12 protein-coding genes are annotated in these 17,001 nt (G+C 39.8%); 1 reads left to right on the top strand and 11 read right to left on the bottom strand.

Going from position 1 to position 17,001, the window contains the following annotated elements:
- Nucleotides 1-120 precede the first annotated feature (120 nt).
- The 10 genes from AC04QZ_RS15395 to AC04QZ_RS15350 form a co-directional block, all read right to left on the bottom strand.
- Nucleotides 121-1,422, bottom strand: a complete 1,302-nt coding sequence (locus AC04QZ_RS15395) for a M12 family metallopeptidase (RefSeq protein ID WP_086544810.1) — start codon at nucleotides 1,420-1,422, stop codon at nucleotides 121-123.
- A 473-nt stretch (nucleotides 1,423-1,895) separates the two neighbouring features.
- A complete protein-coding gene (locus tag AC04QZ_RS15390; RefSeq protein ID WP_086544809.1) occupies nucleotides 1,896-2,918 on the bottom strand; it encodes a LacI family DNA-binding transcriptional regulator in 1,023 nt (340 codons plus the stop codon).
- An 81-nt stretch (nucleotides 2,919-2,999) separates the two neighbouring features.
- On the bottom strand, nucleotides 3,000-3,752 hold the full coding sequence (locus AC04QZ_RS15385; RefSeq protein WP_478358484.1) for a DUF2490 domain-containing protein: 753 nt from the start codon (nucleotides 3,750-3,752) through the stop codon (nucleotides 3,000-3,002).
- Nucleotides 3,752-4,681 (bottom strand): metallophosphoesterase family protein, encoded by a 930-nt coding sequence (locus tag AC04QZ_RS15380; protein WP_478358482.1) that lies wholly within the window; start codon nucleotides 4,679-4,681, stop codon nucleotides 3,752-3,754. The genes AC04QZ_RS15385 and AC04QZ_RS15380 overlap by 1 nt, the downstream gene beginning before the upstream one ends.
- An 18-nt stretch (nucleotides 4,682-4,699) precedes the next feature.
- Entirely contained in the window at nucleotides 4,700-5,668 is a 969-nt protein-coding gene (locus AC04QZ_RS15375; protein WP_478358481.1) for a metallophosphoesterase family protein, read from the bottom strand.
- A gap of 556 nt (nucleotides 5,669-6,224) precedes the next feature.
- On the bottom strand, nucleotides 6,225-7,316 hold the full coding sequence (locus AC04QZ_RS15370) for a phosphoglyceromutase (protein WP_478358480.1): 1,092 nt from the start codon (nucleotides 7,314-7,316) through the stop codon (nucleotides 6,225-6,227).
- 95 nt (nucleotides 7,317-7,411) lie between these two features.
- Nucleotides 7,412-9,166: a RagB/SusD family nutrient uptake outer membrane protein gene (locus tag AC04QZ_RS15365; protein WP_478358479.1), complete on the bottom strand. Its 1,755-nt coding sequence runs from the start codon at nucleotides 9,164-9,166 to the stop codon at nucleotides 7,412-7,414.
- A gap of 18 nt (nucleotides 9,167-9,184) precedes the next feature.
- The gene (locus AC04QZ_RS15360) at nucleotides 9,185-12,763 is read right to left on the bottom strand and encodes a TonB-dependent receptor (RefSeq protein ID WP_478358478.1); all 3,579 of its coding nucleotides are present in this window, start codon (nucleotides 12,761-12,763) and stop codon (nucleotides 9,185-9,187) included.
- Between the two features lie 146 nt (nucleotides 12,764-12,909).
- Nucleotides 12,910-14,067: a FecR family protein gene (locus AC04QZ_RS15355; protein WP_478358477.1), complete on the bottom strand. Its 1,158-nt coding sequence runs from the start codon at nucleotides 14,065-14,067 to the stop codon at nucleotides 12,910-12,912.
- Between the two features lie 105 nt (nucleotides 14,068-14,172).
- Nucleotides 14,173-14,745 (bottom strand): RNA polymerase sigma factor, encoded by a 573-nt coding sequence (locus tag AC04QZ_RS15350; RefSeq protein WP_478358476.1) that lies wholly within the window; start codon nucleotides 14,743-14,745, stop codon nucleotides 14,173-14,175.
- A 415-nt stretch (nucleotides 14,746-15,160) separates the two neighbouring features.
- Between AC04QZ_RS15350 and AC04QZ_RS15345 the strand changes: the two genes are divergently transcribed.
- Nucleotides 15,161-16,477 (top strand): DUF5690 family protein, encoded by a 1,317-nt coding sequence (locus AC04QZ_RS15345; RefSeq protein WP_478358474.1) that lies wholly within the window; start codon nucleotides 15,161-15,163, stop codon nucleotides 16,475-16,477.
- Nucleotides 16,478-16,559: 82 nt separating this feature from the next.
- On the opposite strand, the gene AC04QZ_RS15340 is transcribed toward AC04QZ_RS15345, so the two are convergent.
- The gene (locus AC04QZ_RS15340) at nucleotides 16,560-16,991 is read right to left on the bottom strand and encodes a hypothetical protein (RefSeq protein WP_478358473.1); all 432 of its coding nucleotides are present in this window, start codon (nucleotides 16,989-16,991) and stop codon (nucleotides 16,560-16,562) included.
- Nucleotides 16,992-17,001: the final 10 nt, after the last annotated feature.

Genomic DNA, 17,001 nt, shown 5'->3' with positions numbered 1-17,001 from the left:
GATGGGGTTTAAATCACTAAAATTTAATCTTCGGTTAATTCCTGCTTAAAATAAAATGCCCCCACCAAAGCATTAACTTTAGGGGGGCAGGATGAAACAGGTATATATGGAGATGACTTGTTAGAAAGTATTAAACTTAAATTTTTGGTTGTTGGCACCACCGTAACTCCAGATATTAAGTAATGTACCATTGGCGGTAGCACTGCCCGGAACATCCACATTTTTTGAAGGGGCATTACGAGGCGAAATAATATAATAACCGCTGGCCTCAGGTGTAATGTTAAACTGTTGCGAAGTGGCGCCAGTGTGGGTCCTGATTTCTAATTTGGTTCCGTTTGCTGTAGCACTGCCTACCACCGTAAGCGCTTTAGTAGGTGCATGTAAAGGTGATAGCCTGTAATATCCATCGGCATTTTTGGTTACACTCCATCTGGCGTTATTAGAGTTTCCATCGGTATAAATAATTACCTGTGTCCCATCAGCCGTAGCGCTGCCAGGTACATTTAACAATTTGGTATTATCCAATGCCGAAGCAATTTCGTAACTGGTATTTGCCGGTAAACCTACGTATGTAAAGCCTGTGTAAAGCTGGTTGATGCCTGCGATATCAGTTGGCGACATGTTAGCTGCCGGATAACTGGTTTGATAAGTAGAACCATCCAGTTTGGTGATGGTAGGCTGACCATTGCTCGAAAAAGCATAAGGCTCATACATCATAATCGACTCGAAATCGAAGTTACCATGATTGGTATAACTGGTAGCCGACACCTGATTAAAGTTAAATTCTTTATCATCGGGAATGTTTTCAGGATGGATAATTACATTACTGCTTTGATCGGTTCTGCATTGTTCGTGCATTACACCCAGTGCATGAAACAGCTCATGAATGATAATACCAGGTGTATTATAATTGTATAAATTGAGGTTTTGAGCGCCCCCAACCATACCTACTGAAGAACTGTTCCCGGTAGATTTAACAAAATTGATATAATTTGTTTGCGATGTTCTTTGCACAAAAGTAAGTGGCGATACCCTGGCGATATATTGCATGGCTTTTAGCGAAGAAGCCGTATCGGCACCCAGATTACTCAGACTGTAGTATACGATGGAATTTGTCCAGCGTTTAACCAGCGAATTCATAATTAATGCCCTTGCAGTGGAAGACATGGCGGCATTATTATTGGCTTTTAACAGGTTAAATTGTTGTTCAGTTAAGATAACATCGTCTGAAAGGTAATAGATGCCCTTATCTTCTTTCACCAGGATTTTATTTCCTCCGAAATTAAACTCATGCATGTTGTCTAGCTTTTTCACATCGGTTTCAGCATTGTTTTCGATGCCCTGTTTTTTACAACTTATAACTGAAATACTGAGTAGGATGGCTGTGAATACGCCCAGGTAAATCTTTTTGTTTGTTTTCATTACTTTTTGTTTTATGGTTAGATTGAATGATTTAATGCGAAAGCATATTTTGCCTAACGCCTCTGTTAAGCCCCAAACCAAGATTTATCTGCTTTTTAATTGTTTTTAAGCCATTAAAAAGCCATTCAGTGTTTAAGAAACCTCCAATTCATTTTCACCGTTATAAAACACGAAAAAAAAATCCTTACAATAATTTATAAAATAACATAACCGAAGTTAACAAATGCTAAACACAAAAACGGCTGTTTATTAACCAAATTATACCGGATTTTGATTTTAAAATACAAATAAATAAGTCTGATAAATATTATTAAACATACAAAATAAAATTTGGCCGAAATGCGCACTAATGATGGTGTTTAATAGAATCAACGTAGATAAACAGAAAGCCCTGCAATTAATTTGCAGGGCTTTTAATCTAACATGCACATAGCACATCAGAACTTTAATTCTTTTAAGATCGTGATGTAATATTATTGATCAAGCACCAGTTTTCCTTCAAGAACAACATTTCTGAACCGCTGTTCTGATACCGAGCCATTGTACCTGGAATTAACGAGGTCCATTAAGATCTGCATTGCGGTTTTGCCTTGCAGGGCTGGTGACTGCTCAACCGTGGCAATGGGTCTGTAATCCATAAACCGTAAAACAGAAAGGTTTGAAAAACTGACAAAGTCTATTGCTTCAGCAGCAGTGATGTGTTGTGCCCTAAGTTTCCTGATTGCATAAATCGCCACGTAGTCGTTAAATGCAAGCACTGCGCTTGGCCTGCCGGGTACTGCCAAAAGCCTATCCATTTCTTTTTCGGTGCCACTTTCTGTTAGATCGCATTCTGTATACAGGGAAGGATCAAAAGAGATTTGCTCCCTTTCCAGCGCCTTGATATAACCGTTTTTACGTTCCGTACTCGAAAGCAGGCTTTCGGGTCCGTTAATCATGCCTATTCGCCGATGCCCCTTCTTTAATAAAAAGTCAACTGCCTGCTGGGTAGCCAATTCGATGTTACAACATACTGAATTGATGCTGAAATAAGGGGGGACACGATCGAAAAATACAACTGGGATACCATTATCTTTAAGCCTGGAAAAATGACCAAAAGTCTGCGTTTCCTTTGCCAGCGCAATCAATAAGCCATCTACCCTAAAATCAATCATTTTTTCTACCAGGGCTATTTCTTGTTCTTCACTATTCATAGACTGGGCTACAAAAACTGCATAATTATTGGCCATTGCCATTTCCTCTATAGCAGTCATTGCCGTAGAAAAAAAAGTTTCGGAAAGATCAGGCAGGATAAGTCCAATGGTAAATGTACGTCCCGACCTAAAAGAAAGAGCCGAATGGTTTGGCCTGTAATTTACCTTCTTTGCTAATTTTTTCACTCTTTCTCTGGTAACCAGAGAAATGGTTGGATGATCAATCAAGGACCGTGAAACAGTACTGATAGAAAGACCAAGTAAATCAGCAATTTCCTTTAATGTTGCAGGTTTCGACTTCATATTATTTTATTTAGAAGGTAAATTGATTGTAACTCCAGCATACCAGACTGGATATTTTTTTTATTGGTATCATATTTCATCTCACTTCAGCAAAGCATCCTTTAGGTTTTTCACCCAATTGTAACAGCTTAAATTCAGTTGCATACTGTGGTAAGAAAGCTGCTGTATTTTATCAGGATAATAATCATTAGCATAATCCACTTCGATTAAAAAATCATCGGTGAGTGCATATCCACACCCAATGGTCAGTCTATTGCTTCCCAGCCTTGGCTGACTAAACACATTGGGGGCAGTTTGCGTAAATACTTCCTCAGAAGCGACCATGTAAACGGCTCCTTTAACTATTTGTGATGCATTTAGCGGCTTTACCAGCTTCAACTGACTTCTTACCCGGTAACTTTCATCAAAGCCACCTAGGCTTCGTTTGTCACGGTGATCTTCTAACCTCAATCGGGCAGATAAGGTAAAAGGCGTTTTTCTGAAATAATAAATACCCTGAATGGCAGATCTGATTTCCGGAAGACCATCCTGTCCGGCAAGTATAATTTCGGGGTTATGGTTATAGCCGGTAAACACCGAAAATTTAGCTTTTGAAAGTGAATAATGAATCCATACCCTGGCATAAAGTTGTGCATTGGCATAAAAAGGATTGTTATTTGCGGGCACACCCGTCCATACCTGGCCAAGATTTATTTCGTTGCTCCACCTGCCTTTTATCGGTGTTACAAATTGAAAATCGTTCCAAAACTGATTGTAAGTGGTAACTTGTGCGCAAAGATCAGCAGAAATTAAAATCAGCTTTAAACCTAAAACCAATGTAAATATCCGTTTCATTACTTCAATTCGTACTTAATGTATTCATGCTCAAAACTTCCATCATCGTACAGATTAAGAAGAGAATAACCTGGCACGGTTTGTTTATAGGAGCTTTTACCATCATCTCCCGGCTCCCACCAGAAACCACTGGTTGCGCCATTACATAAATAAGCAACGTCATTGTACCAGACCTTATCCAGTAAATGAATGTGACCACTTAAACAAAGTTTAATGTTCTTATTCCGGTTAAACACTTCAATAAACTTCATAATATCGAGGTGGTTGTAACTCCCGCTAACCTTAAATGGCCCTCTAAAATCTGCTTTGTTATCTACAATACCGGTACAGCTCAACAATGGATAATGCGACATGATTAGTGTAGGCTTATCCTGACTGTTCTTTTTTACATCTTCTACAAACCAGTTCCACTGTTCGTCATCCAGCATACCCGGATTTGTTGGATGGTTACTATCCAGCATGATAAAATGCCAGCCGTTTCGATCGAAGCTATAATAATTATTGCTCATGCCCAGCATCTTTAATACCCCTGCTTTACCGCCCAACTCGTCATCTTTACCTTTCCACCACATGTCATGATTTCCCAACACATGGTGCATGGGGATACCTTTTACAACCTGCACACTTTCATTCCAGCAGGCCCATTGTTGCTCTACCCGATCTTTGGTAATGTGATCGTAATCAGCCGCATAAATAGAATCGCCACCATTAAGAATCAGGTCTACTTTATCCTTTTTGATCATTTCGAGGCATTTCTTAAAACGGGCAACAGCATTGTGCTCAGGTCTGATGTGCACATCGGTAATGTGTGCAATTTTTAAAGCCTTCTTTTTCTTGATTGGCGCAGCAACCGATGTTTCTGCAACACTCGTCAAAGCAATCGTTCCTATCGTAGCTCCAAGTGTTTTAATTAAATCTCTTCTTTTCATTTGTGTGTTTTAATTTATTTATCCTAAGTTTCGGTCTGAAATATAGGGTACGATCGGATAAATGTAATCGTCCATATTTACCCCTGATTTTTCGGGCGAGGAACCCACAAAAACAGTCTTTTTACCCCTAATCGTAATTCTGTTTTTATGGTCAATCTCAATCATTGCCCATATCGGATCTTTATAGGGCACAGTATATTTAATGTATGGATGTGTTTTATCTACCTCTTCCGAATAACGGCTTTCTTTATACTTATCGCCAAGCCATTGGTATGATGCGCTGTTGATTTGCACATAATGGATGTGATTAATGTAATTGTAGTAATCCTGGTGATGATGGCCGCTGATCACCATAATTACCTTTTGTTTCCCTGCTTTTTTATTGGCCTGCTCCAGCGTATACCGCAGCAATGTGCCGTTTTCCAATCCGCCTGCATCATTATCCAGTCCCTGATGACAAAAAACCACGGTTTCTAAATCAGTTGATTCAAGATCTTTTCTGAGCCAATCGAGTTGTGTAGGCGAAATAAAACGGGCGTAACCTTTTGGCCGATCGGCACTTTCGTTATGCTCATTTCCATCCAGCACGACAAAATGAAAACCATTAACATCAAAAGCGTAATATTTAGCTTTGGCATTCCAAAACGTTACGACCTGATCGCGTGTATATCCGCCATCGGTATCATGATTACCAATTACATGGTATTTAGGACCTTTAAACTGATTCCAAACATCCATTAGTGGACTATTAGCTTTTTTTGGATAGCAGAAATCACCACCCTGTATAATGAAATCGGGTTGCTCCCTGTTCATTTCATCAATAAATGCAGATAAGCGCGATAGGCCATCATGCATCACATCATGATGAAGATCGGTGATCATGCCAATCCTGACTTTCTTTTTGGCCGGACTTAATTCAGGAAACCGGGCAAAAAGCATAGTTCCACCCGCCAGTCCTGTTGTTTTTAAAAATTCTTTCCTGTCCATTTATTTTTAGATTATGGCTTAGTTGTTAGGTATATTTTTCTGCTGCAAACGCAAGGTTATCTTTGGAGATAAGCGGTTTTACTCAAAACCAGCCCCGCCTTATACATAAGTTAAAATACGACTACTACCAGTTAATATTCGGTCATACCAAATATACAAATACTAAACAAAGTTTATAAATATTAATTTATTTTTTATTTTATTTTATGATGCACACCCCTGCTTACCATCATGAACAACAACAACTTATACACAAAAAAAACATCAGCCGATAAATAGAATAATGATTATTTTAATTTGTGATTAATAATTTGTCAGCTTATAATTGAAAACCGGGATTACCGCTGCCTGATCTGATGAAAATATAATAGAAGATCGTGCATCAACATTAATTGGATTGGGTTAAGTTTTTCCCATATAGAAATAAAGCTGAAATGAGGTCTAACATCCTGCATATGGTAGGCGACAGCTATTTTAAAGCTTAACCGTGCATTAGCCTGGTTTGGACAAATAGGTATCTACAGCGAATAAAATGGCTTATCATTTCATGTTCCTGTTATTTCACAACAGATTCAATCACATCGCCAATAGGGTTTACTGAAGTAAAATTAAAGCCCAATAACCTGACAATTGTTTTGGCATACTGATCCTGATAAATCTGTCCGTTATTTTTCACTTCGCCCAGCGGTTTTATATTTGGTCCCAAAGCCATCAACCAGGTATCATTAGAATGTGGTGTACCAGAACCATGACTTGTCCATTGTCCTCCTTCGCCCCGGCCATGATCTGGCATGACAATGATTGTTGTATTATCTTTATAAAACGGATCCTTCTGAATGTAGTTCCATAAACTGCCGATCATGGCATCAATATTATGGGTGGCATCCAAATAGAAATCATACTTACCATCATGTGCATGATCATCGGTATCTGCCAGATCCAGATATACTACTTTAGGGTGGTTGGCTGTGATATATGATTTTGCTATAGCATAAGTACTTGCATCCCAGCGCTCGCCACTGCCCCATAACTGCGGCTCGTAATGTTGTACTTCGTTAGCCAGTTTTTGGGCTTCTGTAAGGTTGTTTCCTTTAACATCCTCAAATGGGTTATTCACCATTAATCCATTTCTATTGCGGTTAATAATTCTGGCCACGGCATCCCATGAAGCAAAGGCCACCACCTTGCCTTTATAGCCTTTTTGCTGATCTATAAACTCGAGTATATTTTTATTCGGATTATCAGGATAGTCGTTACTGTTTACTTTAGGATCAGGGTAACCTGTTAAATTTTCATTTCGGCCAGGATAAGAAAACCAAAAAGTGTTTTTAACGTTAACCAAACTTCCTTCTTTTCGGTTGCCATAAAGCTGCCCTTGCTTTGCTATTGTACGCCATACAAATGGCATGAGTTTAACCCGCCGGTCTTGCTCATTATCGGCCCAGTACTTGTTAATCCGCTCGGTAGAATCCTGCGAATTGTATTTTTTATTTGTTAAAAGTTGCTGTTCGGCTCCCTGAAATACCTCATGCCACCGCAATCCGTCTATTGAAATGATGATGAGGTTCCCGGCTTTATTACTATGCTGTGCAATAGCAAAATGATTAACCAAACTTATAAACAAGAATAGAATACCTGCTTTTTTCATATTATTTTTTCTATCGATCGTATACGATCATTTTTAAACAATTGTAGAAAAGCCCTCCCGAAGGAGGGCTATCTCAAACTAACCGGTAACCAATTTTATTGCCACCCAGGGTTTTGAATAAGGTTTTTATTCAGTAATAACTCTGAAGTAGGGATAGGGAATAGGTAATTTTTATTTTCGTTAAATGTTTTGACCTGATTTGGATAAGGAACGATATTGCCTGAGTTCCCGTTGGAAAGGTAGATATCCTTATTAATCACAGCATAAGTAACGCCTGGTGTTTTTACTGCAGGTATAGCGGCAACAATCGCAAAGTCGAGTTTGCCATCCTTAGTCAGGTCGTACTCCCCAAGTCCAGGGAAATAAATTCCGTAAAATTTCTTTGCGAGCAGGTTTCCAGCTTTCCAGCGTAAGATATCACTGTACCTGAAACCCTCGCCTGCAAGCTCCACACGGCGCTCTCTTCTAATTTCCAAAATCAGGGCACTGCTTACATCAGGATACTGCGCAGCCAAAACCGGATCTTTAGCCACCCCCATGTTAAGGTGTGCAGCCCCGGTCATTCCTACACGATCGCGTAGTTTATTGATGGTCAGGTCGAGATCGGCCTGGGTAATTGTTCCCAATTCAGCCATTGCCTCAGCATAATTTAGCAGCACTTCTGCATACCTGATTACCGGAGCATCATTATCAGATTGACCGTAAATCTCCTTAATCGGATCATCCTGGTAAAATTTCACCTGAAGATAGCCTGTTGGAGCACCTCCGGGAATCTTCGGAATGGGACTAAATCTTTTGCTTGCATCTGTTCTGTCTGTACGGGTATAAAGTGGATTCAGCACCGTTTGAATCAACCTTGGATCTCTGTTTTCAAATTCATCCATATAGGTTTTTGTCGCATAACCAGCAACTGAAGTAAATGGAGTACCGTCTTTCATCAGGTAAGAATTGACCATCTCTTTGGTAAAACCCCTGCCATAAGCCCCTGATTCGGCACTAAATGCATGCCTTAAGTTTAATATAGTACTATATTCGTAAGCCAGTATGACTTCGTTTTGAGGCGCATCAGACATGCCAAATAAATTGAGGTAATCTACGTCGGGCTTTCCTGTAGTGTACAAAGAATAACCTCCTTCATCGATCACTTTTTTAGCCGCATCTTTTGCAGCAGTAAGAAAACGATCTGCATCGGCAATTCCACGGTATTTGCGCCAGGTACCTTCAAACAAACAAATTCGCGACTTTAAGGATAGTGCCACATAACGGTTTATTGTCCACAGCGGGGTTTTAGATGTCCGAATATTTGCTGAAGCATAATCAAGATCCTTTAATACAGAATCCATTACCAGCGTACGCGGGTCTTGTGGTTTATACAGCTGCGCCTCGTCATTAATGTTCATTGTTCCCGAATACCAGGGCACATTTCCAAACCGCTTCACTTTATCGAAATAGAACCATGCACGGAACAAACGGGCCACGCCAACATAATGGTTCTTTGCCTCGGCAGCCGCATTTGCTTTACCATAGTTTTCGAGAAAATAATTTACACTACGCAAATAACTCCAGCTCCAGCCACCACCTGTACTTGGCACCAGATATTCGCCGGCCACTACTTTATCATAAGGTAGGGTTTCCATATTATCGCTTTGTGTATCATCGGTCATGATGCCTGCACCAGGAACCAGACTGTACAAACCGTTACAATATAACTCCAGGTCTTTTTCATTTTTAAAAAAAGTTTGCGGAGCGATATCCGTAATCGGGAGTTTATCAAGAAAGTCTTTTTTGCAACTTCCAAAGCATATTAAAATTATAACAATGCTTAAATAAATACCTATATTCTTTAACATGATCTTCAATTTTATATCTTAAAGTGTTACATTAATACCTGCTGAGTAACTTCTTTGGAAAGGATATGATTTTCCAGTTCCCCATGACGATGAGCCGTCTCCGCCAAGTGTTTCGGGATCAAGCACCTTGAACTTAATGTTATTGATTTCTCCAATATTCTCTCCACTCAAATAGAAGCGAAAGCTCTTCAGTCCGATTCTTTTTACCAGCTTCTCCGGCAACCTGTAGCCAATGGTCAGGTTTTTTAACCGCAGATAAGAAGCATCCTGCAGGTAACGGGTCTGCACGACATCAAGATCCCGCCATTCTGCAATATCACCTGTTCTCCAGGCCGCATACCTTGGAAAGTAGGCATCCGGATTTTCCGGCGACCACATGTTATCCAGCTGATGCTGATAAACATGCTCCCACGGGGCACGATAGGTACCCCAGAAATAACTTGATGTACCTAACCAGAAATCTCTTTTAGCTACACCTTGTAAAAAGAAACTCATATCGAATCCTTTCCAGTTAAAACCACCGCTAATACCGTAGGTATAACGTGCTTCTCTATTTCCGATCACCTTCAGATCGCCATGATCGCCAAGGGTCAGTTTTCCAATATTGATTTTTCCGTCGCCATTTAAATCTCTGTACTTTGGATCTCCTGCATGAAAACCATAGTAACCGTCTACAGCAGACTGATCGGCATGTGCAGCTACCTCAGCATCAGACTGAAATAATCCTTCAGTTTCCATTCCCCATATTTCTCCGATTCTTTTACCTACATAATATTCTCCAATATTGCCATTAGGATTATCGAATTTGGTGATCACGGTATAATTATCCGCCAGAACGAATCTGAAATTGTATTTAAAATCAGAACTGGCGAGGTTGAACTTATTATTATAATTTAAAGCGAGTTCCCATCCCCTTGTTCTCAAATCAGCAGCATTAGTTCTGGGAGGAGGTGTACCAAGTACAGCTGGAAGTTGCCTCGATGAGGTCAGCATATCTTTAACATCCCGGATATAATAATCATAAGAGATATTCAGTTTATTTCCCATCAGGGCAATATCCGTTCCCCAGTTTTTGGTGTATTGTCTTTCCCATGTTAAGCTTGGTGAAACCAAACCTGGCGCATATACCGCAGGTGGCTGGATACCTCCTAAAATATTGGTTATTTTAGATGAACTTGACATTAATGGTATGTATGGATAATAATCTGGGTCACTGCTACCCGCTTTACTTACCGTTTGGTTACCTAAAGAACCATAAGAGAACCTTAATTTAAAGTCGCTGATGGCAGGTTTTAATCCTTTGAAGAAATTTTCTTCAGATACGCGCCATCCTATGGATCCTGAAGGAAGAAATACATAACGGTCATCAACAGGGAAACGGGATGAACCATCTCTCCGTCCATTAATCTCTAACAGGTATTTATTATCATAGGCATAGTTTACCCTGAAAAACTGACTTCTTAAGGCCCATTCACCTGCTGTTGAAGTATAGGAAGGATTGCCCAATGCAAGCCCAATGTTTGGTGTATTTGAGCTGATCAGGTCATTTCGGAATATCGAATTGCTATCTTCATGATAACCTTCCTGGCTATAACCAGCCATGGCTTTAACATTGTGTTTGCCAAAATTCTTTTCATATTCTCCAAATACATTAAATACATTGTATTTACTGGTATTGTATCCCTGGCCAAGCCCGCTCTGTCCATCCTGAATATTTACATTTGGGTTGGCATACTGATATTCTAAAGGAATATATGGATCTAGAAAGTTTCCATTTACACTTTGGAAAGTATAATTGGTGGTCACCCTCAGGCTATTCTTGAAAAAATTTGTCTGTGCCTCAAAGGTGGTTAAATAATCATTTTTCTGCGATTCCCCGCGTCCACCATCATTTAAATAGCCCAGTAGTACGCCATTTGCGGTATAGGAACCATTTGGATTGTTTACAATCTCAAAGCTTGGTATTCTACCTATAGCGTGGAACAAATCACCTCTCGAAGGTCCATTCCACAGGGTAGGATACTTGTAACCTGTCCTGCTCAACTGTGTGGTATTACCCAATTTCAACCATGAAGTGGCTTTAAATTCTGTTTTGCTACGCAATGAATACCTGCTGTACACATCCGGATTTCCTTCAAACAATCCTTCCTGACGCAGATAGCCGGCAGAGACATTATAAGTAACCTTTTCTGTGCCTCCCCTGATGGATAAATTATTATCCCAAGTTGGCGTATTTTTTCTGAAAAGTTCATCAAACCAGTTGGTAGAACCTACATAAACGTATTTTGTCGGATCAGCAGGATCTATATAATAAGGTGGCAAACTCGGATCGGCTGAACGTTTGTTCGCATAATCCATAAAAGTTTGGTTGTATAAATCGGTTCCGTAATAAGCTTTATAACCCTCATTTTTAACCCGCATTACAGTTGCCGGATCGGTCACAATATTGGGCAATTCGGTCAATCGCTTATCTGAAAAATTAGAAGAAAATTCTATATTCAAACCAGAATTAAATTTGCCACTTTTAGTCGTGATTAGGATCACCCCAAAGGTTGCTCTTCCTCCGTATATAGCCGCCGACGCCGCATCCTTTAATACCGTGATATTTTCTACATCCTGTGGATTAAGGGAATAAAGGCTGCTATTTGATGTGGTTGGCACGCCATCAATTACAATAAGCGGAGATCCGCCATTGATGGACTCATATCCCCTGATGTTTAAATCAGAAGTCCGGCCAGGCTGCCCGCTAAAATTGGTGATGGTTAGATTGGGAATCACACCCTGCAAACCCTGTGCAATGTTTGAAATCGGGCGGTCTTTTAATACATCACCACTAACAGTGCTTACGGCGCCTGTTAAATTTACTTTTTTGGTCGATCCATAACCGACCACCACAAAGTCGCTCAGCTCTGCTGCACTTTCTTCAAGTTGTATGGTTAGCGTACTTTGTCCATTTAGCGGAACTTCTTTGGTTTTGTAACCCACAAAAGAAATCAGCAGGACATCGTTTTTATCTGCCACAAGGGAAAATTTTCCTTCTGTATTTGCAGTAGTGGCTTTTGTGGTGCCCTTCACTTTCACGGATGCTCCGGGAAGCGGCGCTCCCTTGCTATCTACTATTTTACCTTCAATAGTTACAAAAACCATCAAGGGGCCACCGAAGATGTTGTTTTGCTCTTCAACCTTGTTTTTGACTACAATTGTTTTGCCTACAATGGCGTAACTAAGCGTCTGGTCTTTAAAAACATCTTTCAGTACGGCGTCCAGTGGTTTGTTTTTAACCGCTAAAGATACTTTATTGCTTTTTTTAAGCAATTCGGTTTGCACCCATAAATTGTATCCGCTCTGCTTTTCAATCTTATCCAGCACAAGTTGCAGTGATGCATTCTTTACGGATAAAGTAATGCTTTGTCCATAACCTGCTGCATAAATATGAAGGCAGGTTATAAAACAGATCAAGGCTGTCAGTTTGATTCGCATGATAAATCTTCTTTTTTTATCGAGGTCTATCCCCATGTACCAGGCAAAAAAAGCCTGGGCAATTCTGTTTGCCTGCCTATTTTTATAAATAGGTAGGTACGGAGTAAAAAAATCCATATTTTTGTTTGGTTTGGTTGTTTTGTAAAAAGTTAATCCAATATTTTTCTTTCAGATTCAGCCTAAACTATTGCCGGATGTGGTCGAAACACATTCGGTTTTTTTGGCTTAATCCGGCTAAAACTGCCTGGCAGTTTTATTTCAAGTTAGTCTCTTACTATAATCCTCCTTCCTTCAATCGTAAAGTTTAAGCCTCCGGTTTTTAGTATTTCAAAAATTTGAGTTATCGGGGTATCCCTTGAAATCCGTCCGCGGAAATGATAATCGGGAACCTGCCCTACAAATTCAACATCTACATCGTACCACCTGGAAAGCTGGCGCATAATGGATGATAAACTGCTATCGTTAAACTGAAAAGAACCTTCTTTCCATGATATAATTTCTTCGATATCGGGATTCGCATTTAAACTCATCAGTTGTCCGGTATTTATAGCCTGCTGACCTGGAACCAGTATCAGATCTGCATTGGTTTTTGCAGCTGAATGAACTTTTACACGGCCTTCAACCAGGGTTGTTTTAATATTACCTTCATCGGCGTAACTGTTAATATTAAAATGTGTACCCAACACCTCCACCATCTGATTTCCGCTTATCACCCTGAATGGTTTAGATTTATCTTTTGCTACTTCAAAATAACCTTCACCGGTTAACACCACTTTTCTTTCCTTAGCCGAAAAGGCAAGTGGAAATTTTAAAGATGATGCTGCATTTAGCCAAACCTGTGTCCCATCTGGTAATTTCACCAGATACTGTCCGCCTTTAGGTGTTTCGATGGTATTATAAGCACTGGCTGAACCCTGATTTGATGCTCCGCTAACCGTATAACTTAATTGCCCGCTGGCCGTTTTGGAAATACTGATTCCTGCCTGTTGGGCAACTTTTCCATTGCCTGCAGCATCCAGATTGATTCTGCTGCCGTCAGCTAAAATTAAAAATGCCTTGTTACCACCTGGTGTAATGGTTTGAGGATTGGCCTGAGGCCTGCCGGCGAGCGCTGGTTTTTTATCAAGTTTTAAATAACCGATAGCAACAACGAGCAGGATCGCAGCAGCGGCCGAGAGCCATCTATAGTCTATTTTCTTCCCAACTTTCTCCTGCTTCAGCTTTCCCTCCCCTACATTTGCATCTATAAGCTGTTTGATATTACTTTTAATTGCCTGCTCATCCAGCACATCTGTGATATCGGTTTCATTATTAACCAGCATCGAATATGTTTCCAAAAATTTTTTTTCCTCATCAGATGCGGTTCCTTTGTTGTATCTGTCTAAAATCTTTAAGAGTTGCTTTTCGTTTATATGTTTCATCAGGTGGCTGCTTTAACAGTATGACCCACGAAAAGAGAAAAAGCCCAGTCAGGATAAAAATATTTTTTTAAATCCTATGGTTTGGAAGAAAATGAGTCCTGGTGCTTAAACCAGCATGAATAAAACAAGAATAATGAGCAAAGCTGTTTTGAGTTTTGCAAGGGCTCTTCCTAAATGGTTACGTACTGTTTTAGGAGATAAACAAAGTTGAGTGGAGATTTCAAGCGTATTTAGGCCTTGGTTAAAGCGCTTTTTGAAAATTATTTTTTGTTGCTCGGGTAAATTATCGATCAGTGCTTCATAAGCACAGAGAAATTCTTTATACAAAATCTGGTCATCAGCCTGGTAACAAGATACCTCCGATTCCATTAATACATCCAGAATGGGGCTGCTGCGTTTCTGTTTGGCCATCATTTTATAAGACTGATTTCTTACGGCAGTGAAAAGGTAGGCGCTGAGGTTTTCAATTTTGGAATCTTTATCCCTTAGCCACAATTGAGTAAAAATATCTTGCGTAATGTCTTGTGCAGAAGAGATGTCTTTAATTTGTTTGTATGCTGCATTAAAAACCTGTTTCCAATAACGGTCGTACAACTCATTAAAAGCCAGATTATCAGAAACGCTAATCAGTGCTAATAATTCTGCATCACTTCTACCTTGGGCTAGACTTAATTTCATGACATCAGTAAAGTTAAAATCCTGCTAATGATCAGCATATTTGGCTACACCAAATATATAAATACTAAACAAAGTTTAACAAAAAAAATTACTTTTTTATTCTTCAATAATGGTTTATCAGCAACATAATCCATTAACTACCTTTATCTGCATACCAGCGCAACTGCAAACTTATATTTCGAAAATACGTCAATAACAAACAATAGTATTAAAATGATGGATATTCGCCTAATTTTAAAAAAAATAAATATAACATAAAGTCATTTAATAATTAGTACTTATGTTTGTACAAATACTAAACTAAGTACAGTATAATTAAACTACCAGAATTACTTTTTCAACTCCATAAGCGGAAACTTGAAGCGCATAATATGCCTTAAAAAAGCGAATTAGAAGCGAATAAACTGATACGTGCATGAACAAACTTAAACACCTTCTCGACAGTTCTAAGCTGTTTTTCATTATCTGGTGTATGTTAGCTGCATTTGGCACTTACTTTTGCATGTACGCCTTCAGAAAACCCTTCACCAGCGGTACCTACACAAGTTTAACGCTTTTTAATCTTGATTACAAGGCTGTTTTAATCATCTCGCAGGTACTAGGCTATATGATTTCAAAATTTATTGGTATAAAAGTGATCTCAGAGCTTAAAAAATCTGGCAGAAAAAAACTCATTATTGGCCTTATCCTTTTTGCTGAAGCATCTTTGCTGCTCTTTGGCCTGGTTCCATACCCTTTCAATTTCATTTTTCTATGCTTAAACGGTCTTCCCCTCGGCATGGTCTGGGGAATCATATTCAGCTATTTGGAAGGAAGGCGTTTTACAGAAATGCTGGCCATGGGGCTAAGCATTAGCCTTATTATATCTTCCGGAATAATTAAAACCATATATTTCACCATACATGAATGGCTTCCCTGGGTTTCAGAATTCTGGATGCCTGCTACCGTAGGCTTGTTTTTTCTACCCCTCTTCCTGCTGTTCGTTTGGATGCTGAATGTTATTCCGGAACCCAATGAAACCGATAAACTCCTCCGCGTAGAGCGCTTACCCATGAATACGGAAGACAAAAAGTTATGTCTCCGTGAATACCGCGTTGCGATCATAGGCATTGGCATTATCTACACCATGCTTACTACGATGAGAGACTTTCGGGATAATTTTTCGGTCGAGATCTGGACTGAGATTGACAGTCAGTGGGACAAGGCTATTTTTTCTATTACTGAAGGTATCTCAGGGACGATCGTACTGCTTTTTATTGGCAGCTTATCTTTGATCAGAAATAATATTAAGGGTTTTTGGGGTACTCAATACCTGATTGCTTTAGGTTTAATACTGAGTGGAGGCAGCACCTTGTGTTTCCAGTTTAACCTCATCAGTCCTTTTTGGTGGATGTTACTGGTAGGAATGGGGATGTTTATGGCTTATACGCCTATCCAGGTCGTGCTATTTGAACGGATGATTGCCCTTTTTAAAATAAAAGCAAATGCCGGATTTTTTGTTTACATCTGTGATGCTGTGGGCTACCTGGGCAGTGTAGGCCTTTTATTGTACAAAGAATTTTTCATGAAAAACGTCAGCTGGGCAAAAGTACTGATGCAATTCAGCTATCTGCTATCAGGAATATGTCTTTTACTGCTGGTCTTCGTCGCTATTTTCTTTAACCGAAAAATAAGGGCAAAAGGGCCGATAACAGGAATTTTAGATAAGCTACAGGTAAATTCCGGTAGCTAAGTCCTCCTGACTATGTATAGCGCATCGGTAACGGATAAAAATTAAAAATGCGGGCAACACAAACAGCACTGCCCGCGGTTATTTATTGAAGCGTTATGGTTGAGGTTTTATAGTTTTGGCTCACCGGCAGGGTACCGTCCTTCAAGGTCAATATCAGCTTTTTAGCCGTTGCCAGATTTGCAGGAATAGCAGTGATGACCAACTGCGCCGAACTGCTATTGGCAGGAATCGTAATTTTCCCTGCCGGTCCCGAGATGGTATAATGTGTACCTACTACAGCTGTACTTGCAGGATCTATCGAATAGTCGATGTTAATATCAGAACCCTGTTGTGGCCCTACCAGTTGGATAAGTACTGTGGTGCTTCCGGGAGCAGCCGTTGTACCTTTCGCAAGTGTTACAGTAACCGGCTTAAATTCTACCTGCGATGGCTGGTCGTATTCTATCCTGTATTTTTTGCATCCAAAAAACAGCAGTATTGCCAATATAGCGGCTGGAAATATTATTTTTTTCATATGATTTATC

Source organism: Pedobacter folensis (assembly GCF_056490665.1).
Note: the sequence above shows the minus strand (reverse complement) of the source record. Positions and strands in the feature narration are given on the sequence as shown.

What these genes read in the sequence shown, in the direction of transcription:
- AC04QZ_RS15395 (WP_086544810.1), bottom strand. Translation starts at nt 1,422, where the DNA reads ATGAAAACAAACAAAAAGATTTACCTGGGCGTATTCACAGCCATCCTA.
- AC04QZ_RS15390 (WP_086544809.1), bottom strand. Translation starts at nt 2,918, where the DNA reads ATGAAGTCGAAACCTGCAACATTAAAGGAAATTGCTGATTTACTTGGT.
- AC04QZ_RS15385 (WP_478358484.1), bottom strand. Translation starts at nt 3,752, where the DNA reads ATGAAACGGATATTTACATTGGTTTTAGGTTTAAAGCTGATTTTAATT.
- AC04QZ_RS15380 (WP_478358482.1), bottom strand. Translation starts at nt 4,681, where the DNA reads ATGAAAAGAAGAGATTTAATTAAAACACTTGGAGCTACGATAGGAACG.
- AC04QZ_RS15375 (WP_478358481.1), bottom strand. Translation starts at nt 5,668, where the DNA reads ATGGACAGGAAAGAATTTTTAAAAACAACAGGACTGGCGGGTGGAACT.
- AC04QZ_RS15370 (WP_478358480.1), bottom strand. Translation starts at nt 7,316, where the DNA reads ATGAAAAAAGCAGGTATTCTATTCTTGTTTATAAGTTTGGTTAATCAT.
- AC04QZ_RS15365 (WP_478358479.1), bottom strand. Translation starts at nt 9,166, where the DNA reads ATGTTAAAGAATATAGGTATTTATTTAAGCATTGTTATAATTTTAATA.
- AC04QZ_RS15360 (WP_478358478.1), bottom strand. Translation starts at nt 12,763, where the DNA reads ATGGATTTTTTTACTCCGTACCTACCTATTTATAAAAATAGGCAGGCA.
- AC04QZ_RS15355 (WP_478358477.1), bottom strand. Translation starts at nt 14,067, where the DNA reads ATGAAACATATAAACGAAAAGCAACTCTTAAAGATTTTAGACAGATAC.
- AC04QZ_RS15350 (WP_478358476.1), bottom strand. Translation starts at nt 14,745, where the DNA reads ATGAAATTAAGTCTAGCCCAAGGTAGAAGTGATGCAGAATTATTAGCA.
- AC04QZ_RS15345 (WP_478358474.1), top strand. Translation starts at nt 15,161, where the DNA reads ATGAACAAACTTAAACACCTTCTCGACAGTTCTAAGCTGTTTTTCATT.
- AC04QZ_RS15340 (WP_478358473.1), bottom strand. Translation starts at nt 16,991, where the DNA reads ATGAAAAAAATAATATTTCCAGCCGCTATATTGGCAATACTGCTGTTT.